Source organism: Paracandidimonas lactea, assembly GCF_021653995.1.
Taxonomy (GTDB): Bacteria; Pseudomonadota; Gammaproteobacteria; order Burkholderiales; family Burkholderiaceae_B; genus Allopusillimonas; species Allopusillimonas lactea.
Map to the genome: position 1 here is coordinate 17,332 of NZ_JAJJOZ010000001.1, position 14,629 is coordinate 31,960.

Here is a 14,629-nt window from a genome sequence, read left to right on the forward strand (position 1 = left end):
ATGGATGCGATTTCACACTTGATCAGCCCTCGCAGCGTCGCGATCATCGGCGCATCCGGTGATCCGGCAAAAACATCGGGCAGGCCCGTCACCTATCTGCGCAAGCATGGCTTTGGTGGTGCGATTTACCCAGTCAATCCGAAGGTCGACACAATTGACGGCCTAAAGTGCTACCCCGACGTTGCCTCGTTACCCGAAACGCCTGATGTCGGCATTGTGCTGCTGGGAGCACACCGCGCGCACCATGCTGTACGGGAGCTGTCCCGGCGCGGAACCCCTGCGGCAATTGTATTGGCCAGTGGCTATACAGAGGCGGGGATAGCAGGGGCCCTGCGCCAGCGAGAGCTTTTGGAAGCGGCGGGCAACATGCGCATCCTGGGGCCGAATACAATCGGATTGGTCAATCTGACACAAGGTATTCCGTTGTCAGCCAGCAGTGCCCTGGAAATGGATCATTTTCCTGTGGGTACGATCGGCATTGTGTCGCAAAGCGGCGGCATTATCGGTTCATTGCTATCGCGGGCGGCCACACGCGGCATCGGGCTGTCGAAACTCGTTGCTACGAGCAATGAAGCCGATCTGGATTTGGCGGACTTTATAAGCTACTTGGCGGATGATGCGACAACTAATGTTATCGCTCTCTATGTGGAAACGATCCGGAATCCAGCAAAGTTCAGGGCCGCAGCACTGAAAGCCGCCAATGTGGGTAAGCCTGTGGTTGCCTTCAAAGTTGGACGAACCGAGTCGGGTGCACGGGCAGCGGTATCCCACACTGGGGCTATGGCGGGCACTGACAAGGCGTATGATGCGTTGTTCAAGCAGACCGGTGTCATCCGCGCCGAACGATTCAGCGATCTACTGGATATGCCGGCGGCGCTTTCAACAAACCGCACGCTGCACGGCAGACGCGTCGCCATTCTTACATCTACGGGCGGAGCCGGTACGCTGGTATCGGACGCGCTCGGCCTCAAGGGTTTCGAAACGCCTGCACCCGATGCCAAAACAGCTGGCCGGTTGCGCGCACTCCAGACGGGTGACCACGCTGCGCTGGATCGCAACCCCATCGACGTGACGCTCGCGGGCTTGCAGCCGGATCTCCTGCGGGGCGCAATTCGTGCGCTCTTGGAGAGCGACAGTTATGATGCTGTTGCGGTCATTGTTGGCTCATCCAGCCTCGCCGCGCCTGAGCTGATGGCAGGCGCTATCCGCGATTGCCTGCCCGAAAGCACCAAACCTGTCATTGCGTATGTAAGCCCTCATGCTCCCCACATCATCGCACTCTTGAACCAGCAAGGCGTTCCGGCGTTTACGGAACCAGAAAGCTGCGCGGTTGCACTCGATGCCATGCTGAGAGCGGCGAGCGGCGTGAAGGCCTGGCGGTTGCCTTCTCTGTCTCCAACTGTGAATGTCCCAACGTTTTCTGACGGCTCGCTTGACGAGTCCGAGGCTAAGCAGTTGTTTGCCTGCTTCGGCATTCCGTCGGTACGAGAAGTGATTGCGCGCGATGCGGTAACGGCAAAAGCGGCAGCCAGTACGCTGGGCCCTAAGGTTGTCCTCAAGCTTCTGTCGCGCGACATTGCACACAAGAGCGACGTGGGCGGTGTTGCGCTGGGTGTAACCGCCGATCAGATGGTTGAGCATGTGCAAAGAATGCGAGAAACAGTATTGGCCTGCACCGGCAACGCACCCGAACGGTATCTCGTACAGGAGATGGTTAGCGGCGGCGTTGAACTTATACTCGGCTTGCATCGGGATCCGGTAGGGGACGCAATTTTGCTCGGCATGGGCGGCGTTACCGCCGAACTGTTCAACGACACTACGATGCGCTTGCTGCCTGAGAAAGGTGGATTGACCCGCGAGGAAGCCATCCACATGATGCGCGAACTGAAGGCATGGCCGCTGCTCAATGGCTATCGCGGCCGTCCAAGGGCCGATACGGAAGCTCTTACGGACGCGATCGTGGCATTTTCGCATATGGTCTCCCAGATGGGAGAGTGTTTGCGTGAAGCGGAAATCAATCCGCTGTTCGTTCTCCCCGATGGCCAGGGGGTAAAGGCTGCGGACGGTATTGCGATAATTGGGCAGTCGCGGGCATTGATCGACGAGCGTTCCCATGTATGTGAGTGAACAGCTTGCGCGGGGCGCGACCGTCCTGCTGGCCAGGCCTTTGCCTGATTGGGTGATGCATCATGCCAAGCGAGCTGTCATCGACTGGTATGCCTCTGTGCTTCCCGGTACCCGGAACGAGGCGATAAGGTTGCTCGAACTGGCGGTCGCCGATGATCTGGATCATGGCCGCGCGCACCTTGTTCTTGGTCGGCGAGCCACGACGCGGGCTGCGGCATTGTTGAATGGTGCCGCCGCACACGCAGCGGAACTAGATGATAGCTTCCGCGATGCCATGTATCACCCAGGTGCCGCTACCATTGCCGCTGCGCTGGCCGCAGCGCAAGAAGCTGGCATATCCGGACGGGCGTTTCTTCGCAGTGTGGTTATCGGTTACGAGTTATCAACGCGGATAGGAATGGCAATGGGGCGCGCCCATTACCGCTTCTGGCATAGCACGGGGACAATCGGCGCGTTTGGCGCGGCGGCGGCGGCCGCCGCCGCATACCAGTTGGACACAAAATCGTTTGCGCATGCGTTAGCCACGGTTGCTACATTTTCCGCCGGGCTGCAGCAAGCCTTTCGCATGGACTCGATGTCCAAACCCTTGCACGCGGGGCGTGCGGCGGAGGCAGGCATTCTCGCCGCGCAGCTTGCCCGGCGCGGTGTAACCGGATCGCTGGACATCATGGAGGGAGAAACGGGGCTGGGGCGGGCCATGAGTGACGGCCCCTCGTGGTCTGGTATCGCTGAGACGCTGGGAGAAGATTTTCACATTGCACGTCTCACAGTCAAGAATCATGTGGGCTGCGGACACGTATTCCCGGCAGTGGACGGAGCGTTGGCGTTGAAACGGCAGTATGATGTCGCGCCCGCCGACATCCGGCAAATCAATATCGCCACTTACCAGCCCGCACTGGCTATTGCCTGCCATGAGAAGCCGGCAACAGCCAACGAAGCGCGTTTCAGCATGAAATATATGGTGGCCACCGCACTTATACACGGTGATGTTCGCCTGAGCGCCTACTCCGATGCACGGCTGTCGTGCCCCGCGACGCGGCAGTTGATGGGCCGTATTACGGCAGCGATTGATCCGGAGATCGACCGCAAGTTTCCTTGCGAGCGTGCCGCACGGATTGTCTTTACGCTGACGAACGGTCGTTGCCTGTCCCACCATCAGCCTGCTCGCAAAGGGGATCCCGAATTTCCGTTGAGCGACACTGAATTGGAAGCCAAATTCGGGGAGCTGGTTGGAGGCGTTGTTGGCGATGAGAGGGCGCATCGATTGTTACAAACACTCTGGGAGATGCAGGCGCATCAGATGGTGGCTTGGTCAGTGTGATGGCATCGTCTTCCTCTACTTTCTCGTCGAAGCTAATACGTTGACGTTGCAGCAGTTGATCAGGCTATGGATTTCGCCGCGCGCCCCCTTGTCAGGATGACGTGCGTATCAAACTATTTTGCGATTCTCCGCCGGGCGCAGTATGCTGGGCTTGAGGGTTCTGAACTCTGGCCGTAACGGTTTGTCCAAGTGCTAGAGTTGGATAACGAGGGTGAGCCGCCACCATTCCATCTGTATATGGCCGATGCTGGCAGGCAGCCTGGCTTCATACTGGAGGAAGCCGTGATCGATCGCAAGCAAGAAGCCGAACGGCAACGTTCTGAGTTTGTCGAATCGCTGGCAGACTATTCGCGCAAGCAGCAGGCGCAGCGATGGGAAGGCAGCTTCAACGACTATCTACGCGACATCGTCGCCGGCAACCCGGCGCGTGCCGCCCGTTCCAGCCATCAGTACATCTGGGACATGATCTGCTGGCGCGGCCTAGAGGCCCAGAAGCAAGGCCCTACGCGCTACAAATTGTTCGAAGATGATCTGTTCGGCATCGACCAGGCACTGGAGCGCGTCGCCAATTACTTCAAGGCCGCCAGCGAAGGCTCTGAGGTCGGGCGGCGTTTGTTGCTTCTGTTGGGGCCTCCGTCAGGCGGCAAATCCAGCTTGGTTACTTTGCTCAAGCGTGGGCTCGAGGCCTACAGCCGTACCGACGAGGGCGCGTTGTATGCCATCCAGGAAAGCCCCATCCAGGAATCGCCGCTGCTGCTTATCCCGCACGGCAAACAGGCTGACTTCAAAGAGTCCTACGGCGTCGACATCCGGGGCGAGCTCTCGCCCTTCACCCGCGCGCTGCTGGATGACAAGTACGGCGGAGACTTTGCGCGCGTGCCGGTGCATCGCATCTTTATCGATGAAGCGGCGCGTAAAGCGGTGGGTACTTATGCGCCGCATGATCCCACCACTGCGGATATCGCCGACCTGGTCGGCTCGGTCGATCTGTCGAAGGTGGCCGAATACGGTGATGAGGGCGATCCGCGCGCCTGGTCGTGGTCTGGCGCCGTGTACGCTGGCAACCGCGGGCTGTTGGAAATGATCGAAATCCTGAAGGTCAAGCGCGAGTTCCTGTATTTGTTGCTGACGCTGACGCAGGAACAGGTGGTGAAGGTATCTCGGTTCCCGCTCATCTATATCGACGAGACTATTGTCGCGCATACCAATATGGCCGAGTTTCGTCGCTTTCTGCAGGAAAAGGAGAACGAGGCGCTGCTGGATCGGATGGTGATTGTGCAGGTGCCCTATACCCTGTGCTACACCGATGAGGCGCGCATCTATCATAAGCTTACGTCGTCAACACCGTCGTTCCGGCGGGTTCACCTGGATCCGCACGCGTTGCGGGTGGCGGCGGTCTTTGCAATCTTGACGCGGCTGAAACCTTCCGAGCGCGCAGACCTGGACCTGAGCAAGAAGCTGCGCATTCACGCGCACGAAGCGGTGGAGGGGGTTTCCGACGCGGAAGCAGAGCGCATCATCCGCGAGCAGCCCGACGAGGGTATGGATGGTGTGTCGCCGCGCTTTATCGTGAATGCGCTTGCGGGCGCGATCAGCCAATCTGAAAGCAAGAGTCTGACTGCGATGGAAGTAATGCTGGCGCTCAAGGATGCGATTGAGTCGGATGCGCGCATGGATGCCAAAGTCAAGAAGCAGTGGACTGATTTTCTAGTGACCACGCGCAAGGAGTTCTATAACCGCTGGGTCAAGGAGGACGTGCACAAAGCCATGTTTGTGTCCTTCCAGGACGAGGCACAGGAGCTGCTGGACAAGTACCTCGATGAAGTCGAGGCCGTACTCGAAAGCCGCAAGGTCGAAGACCCCATCACGGGTGAGGAGCGCGATGCGGATGAGCGCTTCCTGCGCAGCGTGGAAACCAAGATCAGTATTTCCGATTCGGGCAAGACATCCTTCCGCCAGGAAATCGTGCGCAAGGCTTTGGGTGCCTATAAGCGCGGCGCCAAGTTTACGCTGGCCGAGCATGCGCGCCTGCGCGAGGCGATCGAGCAGTATCTGTTCGAGGAGCGGCGCGATGTGCTGCGCCTGGTCACTTCAAGGACGCGCGCCGATGCCGAGGCCATGAAGAAAATCTCAGCTGTTGAAGAGCGCCTGGTCAACGATTATGGCTACGACGCGCACAGTGCACACGAGGCGCTCAATTATGTAACCACGCTGCTGGCGCAGGAGTAGCCAGCGCATATGGGGCGCCGCCATGACTACGCCAGTTATTCGGAAGCTTTCCAACCTGGCGCAAGCGCACCGCTGGTACGACTTGTTCTCGCGCGGTGCCCGCGATTGGCTCAGGCACAATGAAAAGGTTCGCGACGCGGTGCGCGAGCAACTCCCTGAGTTGATTGCAGGGGCGGATATCCTGAGCCGTCCGTCCAGCCATACCGTGCAGGTGCCCATTCGTTTTCTGGAGCATTATCGCTTTCGTCTGAATTCGCCCAGTGAGCAATCGGGTGTGGGCCAGGGGGGCGGCCAGCCGCACGATGTCTATCGGCAAGGGCAGGGCGACGAGGGAGGCCAGGCCGGCGCAGGGGGCAGTGGCGGCGGCGAGCTGCGCTTCCTGCTGGAACTGCGGCTCGAGGACATCGTGGACTGGATCTGGGATGAGCTGCATCTGCCCGACCTTAAGCCGCGGGCCAGCGATGCGCTCAAAGACGAGGAACTGGTGCGCGAAGGCTGGAGCCGGCATGGCCCGCACGCACGCCTTGATCGACGCCTGACCATGAAAGAGGCGATCAAGCGCCGGCATGCACAGCCTGCGGGGGCGCCGCCGTTTTCCGATGACGACTTGAGGTTCAGGCAGCTGGCGCGCCGGCAGCGTCCCGCGACCGATGCGGTGGTGGCGCTGGTTCTGGATGTCTCCGGCTCAATGGATGCGGAACGGCGCAAGCTGGCCAAATCGTTTTTCTTTTGGGTGGTGCAAGGTTTGCGGCGGCAGTACGGCAGTGCGCTGGAGATCGTCTTTATTGCTCATACCGATCAGGCCTGGGAATTCACCGAAGAAGAGTTTTTCCAGGTGACTGCGACGGGTGGAACGATTGCGTCGAGCGCCTTCAGCCTAGCCCTGGATATATTCGCCAAACGCTATCCCACGCGGTGCTATAACCATTATCTGTTTTATGCTTCCGACGGCGAGAATTTTGCCGACGATCAGGAACTGGCTGGCAGCCTGCTGCGCAAACTGGGCGATATCGTCAATTTCATGGGGTTTGTGGAGACGCCGCAGAACCCGCATGAATCGGGGGTTTCGGCAACGGGCCGGCTGTTCCGCTCGATGGAGTCGCGCGATTATCCGGCGGGCACATACACCATGCACGATCGTGGCGACGTGTGGGAAGCGGTGCGTCGCTTTTTCCAGCGTGAGGCCAAGGCCTACGCGGACGGAGGAGGCTGAGATGCAGGTTGCCTATGCGCGAGGCCTGGACCAATTGACGCGCTATATGCCGAAGCTTGAAGCCTTGGCTGTGCGCAACAGGCTGGATTTTGATCCGGTTGATTTCGAGCTTGTGCCGAACACGTTCATGATGGAGGTTGCCGTCTATGGCCTGCCCATTCGAATGCCACATTGGTCCTTCGGCGTGCGCTACATCCATCAGCATGTGCAGCACCGCATGGGCGGTTCGCATATCTTTGAGGTTGTGTTTCCGGGCAACCCCAACCGCGCCTATCTGGTCACCGATAACGGGTTGGCGCAGAATACGCTGGTGACTGCGCACGTGCTCGGGCACGCGGATTTCTCCAAGAACAACGCGCTGTTTGCACGTATCCAGCAGCAGGTGGGGTATCACATCGTGACCGAGGCGGCCGAGCGTGCGCGCAGCATACAGGCCGCGATCGAAGAACACGGCCGGCGGCGCGTGGAACAGGTGCTTGATGCGGCGCTTGCGCTGGAGCAGCATATCGATGTAGACCAGCCTATTCATCGGCCGGACTACGAACCATATATATTGCCCAACCCGGCCTTGAAGCCTACCGGGTTTCGCGCGCGCTACGCGGCATTGCCGGGCGAGACGGAAAGCCCCGTCAGACAGCGCCAGCGGGCGCCCATCCCGCCGCACCCCGAGTCGGACCTGTTGTGGTTCATTGCCCGCTATGCGCCCGATATGGAAGGCTGGGAGCGTGACATCTTTCTGGCTGTTCGCGAAGAGTCGTTTTACTTTTATCCTGTGTTCGCGTGCCAGATCATGAACGAAGGGTGGGCCAGCTACTGGCATGCGCGTCTGCTGCGCGAAGCCGATTTCCTGCCGAATGATCTGTATCTGGATGCCATCAAGTCCCACTCGGATGTCATCCGGCCCTTCGCGACCGGCAAGGATATTGCCCTGGATCTGAATCCCTATCACGTCGGCTTTTCCATGTGGGAACACATCATCGAAAACGAAGGCCTGGAAGCCGCGCTGAAGATTCGCGCCGAAGAGGATGACTTCAGCTTTATCCGCAACCATCTGAACGAGGCGCTTGTCGAGCAGCTGCAATTGCTGAATTACCGCCAGGTCCGTGATTCCATGTCGGGGTCGCGCGTCGAAATCGAAGATGTGGACATCGACGTCATGCGGGAACGGTTGATCGCGCCCAAGTTCAACTTCGGCGCGCCGCATGTGCAGGCGGTTAGCTTAAGCAACGACGGGAGCCTGATGCTGCGGCAGGACCACGTTGCCGACGGTCGCGGCCTGGACCTGGATCGTGCGCAGAAAGTGCTGGAATACATCGCGCTGGTGTGGCGCCGCCAAGTGGCCCTGGAAACGATAGACGAGAACGGAAACGCGAAGACGCTGACCGTTGGTTGAGCGGCATGTACGTGCGTGTTGCGCGTTGCGTGCGCATTCATCAACGCGGTCTGTATGGGCGTTGTTGAGCCGGAAGCGTTCGGTACAGCGCGCAACCGGCCTTGACGGCCTGTGTGCGCGCATTCCGAAGTAGTCTTGTCCGTGCGTTCGGTCTTCAGCCGTACACGGGCTCTCCCAGATTGAGCATCAAGCGATTGGCCCAGGCAAAAATGGCCACGGCGTGCAGGGCGTCCAGGATTTCGGTGTTGTTCAGGCCGGCGCTGCGCAAGGCTTGCAGAGGCGCTGCGCCGAAGCGGCTGGGGGCATCGGTGAGGGCGACGGCCGCCTGGATCAATGCGCGCTCGCGGGCATTGGTGCCGGCGCTGTGTGGGTCATCGAAGATCTGCGCGATGACGTCATTGCGCTTGGCCAACTGTTCAAAGCGCTGGGCATGGACCGAAGCGCAGTAGACGCAGCCGTTGATGCGCGAAACCACCGTGCTGACCAGTTCGCGCTCGGCGCGCGCAAGGCCTCCGGGCGCATACATGATCGCATTGAAGACCACTGAGCGTTCCTGCAGGATCTCAGGCTGATGGATCAGTGCAAGGTAATAGTCGCTGGTTTTGGCGGATGGGTGGCTGGCTTCCAGGACGCGCAACTGCTCGGGCGTGGCGGCGTCAAGCCGCACCACCGGCACCCAGGCCTTCCAGCCCAGTGTCTGGCTGGTGAAACCGTTAATGTTCAACTGCTCGCCGGGTTTAGGCAGGTGATGTGGATGCACAAAGGCTTCATCGCCCGACGCCAGAGGCGCAGGGGCAAGCAGGTCGTCGCCCAGCGCGGTCAGGGCCTGCAGGCTGGCGACGATGCGCACCTGAAAGGTGAGAAAGGCGATCAACTGTGCCAGCGTAATGATATCGGCGGGGGCGACGCCTGCGGCGCCCAGTGCATCGATGCTGGCCTGGTCGCCATCCACCGGGTTTTGTGTCAGCAGCGTGGCAAAGCGCTGCAGGGCGGCTTCGCGCGCTGGCCGGGCGATGCGCTCGTCGATTCCGGCCAAGGCGTGCGTGTAATGGTGCTCAAGCAATGTGGCCCCCGAGAGCTGTGCCACAGTTTGCGCTACCCGCAGCCGTTCGCCCAAGCTCAGCCCAGGCAGGGCGGGGTCGAACAGGCAGCGGTAGCTGCCCGCGGTGGCAGCAACCACTTTGTCGCGCTGGTGGCGGATGGCCTTGACGGCGGGATACTGCTCCAATTGAGTCAACTGGTCGATCAGATCAAGGGAATCATTCACTGGTGCGTTGGTGGTCATGAATGCCTCAAAGCGTGGAGAAAGGAGATGAAGCCCGTGCCGCATGGGCGGCGCAGGCGCGTGCCAGAAATGCCTGTACCGCAGTCCAGGATTGCTCGTCGGCCTGGGCATTGATGGCCGGTGTGCCGCCCGACGTGCTGCGCCGGCCCGAAACGGGGTGCGCGTATTCCAACTGGGTTGTAGGTACGTAGGGGAAGACGATCGCGTGCCCGCCGCCCTCCCAGTCGTGGTGTTCAACGGGGTAGGGGTGTGAAAACTCGGACAACCTGTCCTTGATCATGCGGCTGTACAGCGAGGAGGGCCAGGAGCCGTCGTCGCTCCCTGAAAGCAGCATGACCGGGCCGTCGATACGTTCCACGCGAATGCGGGCACGCTCGACCGCGTCGGCGTCCTGAAGGCCTGTGAGGATGGCATGAGTATGGCGGCGGGGCTCGGGGCCGTGGTCCCAGGGTGCCCAGGTGGCCGTACGGTTGTTCTCCCAGAGGTGGGGCAGGGCCTGGCCGCGGAAGATCCAGGCTGGGCCGTCCCGGCCGGTGGCCGGGTTGCAGGCGTTCTGGGCGCAATGGACCACGGCGCCTGGCACGTAGCCGATAACCGCCTTGACCATGTCCGGAAACAGCGAACCCAGCAGCAGCACCAACTCGCCGCCGCGAGACTGGCCGCTCAGGGCTACAAAACCATCGCGTGGCTGCAGCATGCGGTGTATCCACTGCAGGGCGGTTTCGAAATACTCGAGATGAGTATCCGAGATATAGTCGGGCCGGCCAGGGCATTTGAAATAACCAACCGCCAGGGCCGCATAGCCGCGCGACGCATAGAGGGCGGCGCGCGGCTCGTTGATGCCGCCGCCGGAGCCGTTGAGCACCATGACCACTGGATGCGGGCCGGGCGTGGCTGGGGTGAACAAGGTAGCCGACAAACCTTCCTCGCGCACCTCGCGGCGGCGCACGCCCTCGGCGGCCAGCACTTGCACCAGCTCGGCATGGCAGATCGCCTGGCCGTCGATCAGCAGGCTGACCTCTGTGCGCAGGGGGGCGCTGGGTTCCGCTGCGAAGGTGTCGCGTGAGCTGCCCGATTCGCGCGGGCATTGCGACCAGATCAGCCCCATGGGCGATACGCCGCTGTAGCTGCCGCTGATGGGCGCGTCGCGGCCTAGGTCGACCGTGCCGGCGGCATCGGCGCTAAACTCGGCCGCCGACACCCACAGGACCCCCGGCCCGCGCACCGTGCGGGTCTGCAGACTGACGCGTTGGCCCGCACACAAACCGCGCACATGAATGCGGCGCGGCACATCGATCAGCGCGGTGGCGGGTTGGATATCAAGCAGGATAGACATGGCCAGCCTTACTTGGACGCCACCGGCGTAACCTGCAGGGCCGAGGTGCGGTCGCTGAGGATGGGCACCACTTTCAGGTCTTTGCGTGAGGCCCAGATGTTCTTGTAGTGGAACAGGGGGATCTGGCCGACGTCGTCGGTCACGAGTTTGGCGGCCTGGTGGAAGATCGCTTCGCGTTTCGGTGCGTCAAATTCAACGGTGGCGGTATCCAGCGCCTTGTCCACGTCCACATTGCTGTAGCGGCCCCAGTTGTTGGCGCCGCGCCCGGCTTTGGCATCGTTGGTGGCCAGGGTCTGCAGCAGGCCGTAGCCGGCCTCGCCCGTTCCGTTGCCCCAGGCGATAACGCTGACGGCATATTCGTTCTTTGAGGCCCGGCCGGCATACACCGACCAAGGTACGACTTCCACATTGGTCTTGATGCCGATCCGCGCCCAGAACTGGGCGACGGCCTGAATCGTCTCGGGCGCTTGTGGATAGCGATCGCCCGGTACGTGCACGGTCAATTGAAAGCCTTCGGGAAAGCCTGCCTCGGCCAGCAGCTTCTTGGCCCCCGCGGCGTCGTAAGGGATGGCAGGGATATCGGGGTTGAAGCCGAAAGAGCCCTTGGGCATCCATTGGTTGGCTTCAGTCACGGTGCCTTGCAGTATGCGGTCGGTGATCGCCTTGCGATTGATGGCCATGCTCAGCGCCCGGCGCACGCGCACGTCGCGCAGCGGGTTCTCGGCCAAGGGCTTGCCTGCGTTGTCGGTGATGAATTCATTGCTGCCCTGGCGGAAGCTGGGCTGAATCAGCAGTGCACGCAGGCCGGGATATTCATAGACGGTCACCGAGGGCGTTTTCTTGAGCTTGGCCACGTCGGTCACAGCCACTTTATCGATCACATCCACGTCGCCCGACAGCAGCGCGGCGGTGCGTGCGGCCCCGTTATTGATGAAACGGAAGTTGACCTTGTCCCAGGGCAGTTGCGTGCCGTGATACTTGGGATTGCGCTCCATCAGCGTGCGGTCGCCGGGCGTGTAGGAGACGAACTTGTAGGGGCCGGTGCCGATGGTGGCCTTGCCGCTGTTGTAGTCTTCGGTTTTGGCCTGTTCGCCGATATGTTTGCTCACCACATAGATCGAGGCGATCTCCAGCGGCAGCATGGGGTTGGGCACTTTGGTTTTGATGATGACGGTGTGCGGATCCTGGGCCGTGGTCGAGGCCACGTTGCGCAGGGCGCCGCGGTACGAGGCGACCGAGCCAGGCACGCTGCCGGCGCGCGTGAAGGAGAAAACGATATCGTCAGCGGTGAACGGCGTACCATCCTGCCACGTGATGCCCTTGCGCAGCTTGAACTCCCAGGTTTTGTCGTCCAGCGTCTTCCAGCTCTCGGCCAAGCCCGGTTCCAACTTGCCGCCGTCGCGGGAGTTGACCAGCGAATCCCAGAAGTGCAGGGCCAGCGAACGGTCCCCCGCGTGGTTGTTCAACTGCGGATCCACCGATGAAACAGGGTCGGCGAAACCGATGGTGAGATCCTGGGCGACAGCACCGGAGGCGGCCAGCAGGGCGGCTGCGGCGAGTGCGGAAAGCGAGAGTGTGCGCATGGGGTAGCCTTCTTTGATGAGGTTAGGAAAGGACAGGGTTGGACGGCGTGATGCTGGGTTGCATATCGTTCAGATGACAGGCACTGAGGTGATGGATGGGTATGCCCTTGAGCTGGGGCGCTTCGCGGCTGCAGCGGGGCATGGCATGGGGGCAGCGCGGATGAAAATGGCAGCCAGTAGGTGGTGCGATAGGGCTGGGAATCTCCCCGCGGATCGGCTGGAATGTTGCGCGGCGATTTTCGATGCGGGGTATCTCCGCCAGCAGCGCTTGGGTGTATGGGTGCCGCGGGTTGGCGAACAGTTCATCGATCGGCGCGGTTTCCACGATGCGGCCCAGGTACATGACCGCTACGCGATCGCACAGATGGCGGATCACACTCAAGTCGTGGCTGATGAAGAGGTAGGACAAGTCCAGCTCATCGCGCAGATCCATGAACAGATTCAGAACCTGTGCCTGGATCGAGACATCCAGCGCGGCGACGGCTTCATCGCAGACGAGCAGCCGGGGCTGCACGGCCAGGGCGCGTGCGATACCGATGCGCTGGCGCTGCCCGCCGCTGAACTGATGCGGGTAGCGGAAACGCAGGCTCGGATCCAGGCCGGCGCGTTCGAGTTGGGTACAGACGTAGTCATCCTCGTTCGCGGCATCCACCAAGCCATGCAGTCGCGCCGCTTCTCCAACGATGCGGTTGATACGCAGCCGCGGGTTCAGACTGGACTGCGGATCCTGGAAGATCATCTGCACACCCAGGCGTGCCTGCAGCGCCTCGTTGGCATTGTGCTGGCGACGCTGCTTGCCAAAGACCGTCACCTGGCCTTCGGACGGCGTCTGTAGCCCCGCCGCGATTCGGCCCAGGGTGGATTTGCCACAGCCCGATTCACCGACCAGGCCCACCACTTCGCCGGGCATCACGTGCAGGTCCACGCCAGCCAGTGCATGGACGACCGGTTGACGGTTGCGCAGGCCCAGGCGCTGCATCAACCGGCCCCAGCGCCCGTTTGCCGGGGCTTGGCCGAAACGTTGGTGGATGCCCCGCAGATCCAGGAGGGCTTGCGTTGCGGTGGCGTGCGTCATGCTGCGCTCCGAGGTAATACGGCAGGGGCGCCGGGAAAATGGCAACGCACGCTGTGTGGGCTGCCGCCTTGCGGTGTGGTGTCGTCCACATAGGTGACGGGTGGGGTCTGCGCACAGGCCGGCTCGGCGCGTGGGCAGCGCGGCGCAAAGGCACAACCCCGGGGCAGTTCCAGCAGATTGGGAGCCATGCCGGGTATCTGGCGCAGGCGGCCGCGATGCGTGACGGCACTGGGCAGGCTCGCGATCAAGCCCTGGGTATAAGGGTGGCTGGGGTGATCCAGCACAGCGTCCACACTGCCGTGTTCGACAATCCGCCCCGCATACATGACCGCGATTTCGTCGGCCAGCCCCGCCACCACCGAGAGATCATGACTGATCCAGATCATTGATGTTCCGGTCTCACGCACCAATTGCTGCATCTCGGACAGAATCTGCGCCTGTATGGTTACGTCCAGCGCCGTGGTTGGTTCATCGGCAATGATGAGCGTTGGTTCGTTGAGCAGTGCAATGGCAATGGCCACGCGCTGGCGCATGCCGCCGGACAACTGGTGTGGATAGGACCTGAGCCGCGCCTCGGGGCTGGGGATGCCCATGCGGGCCAGCGTACGCCGGCAATGCTCCAGCGCGTCGGCCTTGAGCATCTTGCGGTGGGCGCGGATAGCTTCGAGCATTTGCGCGTCGATACGCAGCACTGGGTTCAGCGTAGCCATGGGGTCCTGGAATATCATCGCTATGCGATTGCCGCGCAGGCTTCGCAGGGCGCGGCTGTCCAGCGCAGCCAAATCCTGGCCCTGGAACAATACCTGGCCGGCGGTGATCCGGCCCGGTGCATCGAGCAGCCCCATGATGGAGAACCCGGTGACCGATTTGCCCGAGCCAGACTCACCCACTAAGCCGAGCACTTTGCCGCGCGCCAGGCGAAAGCTCACCCCGTTGACCACCGGGAGCCGGCCGGCGCGGGTTTCGAATACCGTATGCAGGTCGCGTACATCCAGGACTAGCTCACCGTCGGGCGGCGGCGCGGCGCTGGGCGCGCTTGCAGATTGATCGTATGACATGGGTAGGCG

The 14,629-nt window shown here is 61.6% G+C and carries 10 protein-coding genes; 5 read left to right on the plus strand and 5 right to left on the minus strand.

The window, feature by feature from the left end; translation table 11 throughout:
- The 5 genes from LOL23_RS00095 to LOL23_RS00115 all read left to right on the plus strand — a co-directional run bounded on the left by LOL23_RS00095 (position 1) and on the right by LOL23_RS00115 (position 8,283).
- Entirely contained in the window at positions 1-2,127 is a 2,127-nt protein-coding gene (locus LOL23_RS00095) for an acetate--CoA ligase family protein (RefSeq protein WP_202411563.1), read from the plus strand.
- Positions 2,114-3,448 carry an MmgE/PrpD family protein gene (locus LOL23_RS00100; RefSeq protein ID WP_160975914.1) on the plus strand — a complete coding sequence of 445 codons (1,335 nt, stop codon included), beginning with the start codon at positions 2,114-2,116 and terminating at the stop codon, positions 3,446-3,448. The genes LOL23_RS00095 and LOL23_RS00100 overlap by 14 nt, the downstream gene beginning before the upstream one ends.
- A 189-nt stretch (positions 3,449-3,637) precedes the next feature.
- Entirely contained in the window at positions 3,638-5,677 is a 2,040-nt protein-coding gene (locus tag LOL23_RS00105; RefSeq protein ID WP_237172945.1) for a serine protein kinase, read from the plus strand.
- Positions 5,678-5,699: 22 nt separating this feature from the next.
- Positions 5,700-6,890 (plus strand): DUF444 family protein, encoded by a 1,191-nt coding sequence (locus tag LOL23_RS00110; protein WP_160975916.1) that lies wholly within the window; start codon positions 5,700-5,702, stop codon positions 6,888-6,890.
- 1 nt (position 6,891) lies between these two features.
- Entirely contained in the window at positions 6,892-8,283 is a 1,392-nt protein-coding gene (locus LOL23_RS00115; RefSeq protein ID WP_160975918.1) for a SpoVR family protein, read from the plus strand.
- Between the two features lie 154 nt (positions 8,284-8,437).
- Here the strand turns inward: LOL23_RS00115 and LOL23_RS00120 are convergent, their stop codons facing one another.
- From LOL23_RS00120 to LOL23_RS00140, 5 genes are read right to left on the minus strand one after another with little or no spacing between them, the layout of a single operon-like run.
- The gene (locus LOL23_RS00120; RefSeq protein ID WP_202411564.1) at positions 8,438-9,568 is read right to left on the minus strand and encodes a CMD domain-containing protein; all 1,131 of its coding nucleotides are present in this window, start codon (positions 9,566-9,568) and stop codon (positions 8,438-8,440) included.
- A 7-nt stretch (positions 9,569-9,575) separates the two neighbouring features.
- Positions 9,576-10,904, minus strand: coding sequence for an acyl-CoA thioester hydrolase/BAAT C-terminal domain-containing protein (locus LOL23_RS00125; protein ID WP_202411565.1), 1,329 nt, complete (start codon positions 10,902-10,904; stop codon positions 9,576-9,578).
- An 8-nt stretch (positions 10,905-10,912) separates the two neighbouring features.
- Positions 10,913-12,487, minus strand: a complete 1,575-nt coding sequence (locus LOL23_RS00130; protein WP_160975920.1) for an ABC transporter substrate-binding protein — start codon at positions 12,485-12,487, stop codon at positions 10,913-10,915.
- A gap of 22 nt (positions 12,488-12,509) precedes the next feature.
- Positions 12,510-13,562 (minus strand): ABC transporter ATP-binding protein, encoded by a 1,053-nt coding sequence (locus tag LOL23_RS00135; RefSeq protein ID WP_237172946.1) that lies wholly within the window; start codon positions 13,560-13,562, stop codon positions 12,510-12,512.
- Positions 13,559-14,620, minus strand: a complete 1,062-nt coding sequence (locus tag LOL23_RS00140; RefSeq protein ID WP_160975924.1) for an ABC transporter ATP-binding protein — start codon at positions 14,618-14,620, stop codon at positions 13,559-13,561. The genes LOL23_RS00135 and LOL23_RS00140 overlap by 4 nt, the downstream gene beginning before the upstream one ends.
- Positions 14,621-14,629: the final 9 nt, after the last annotated feature.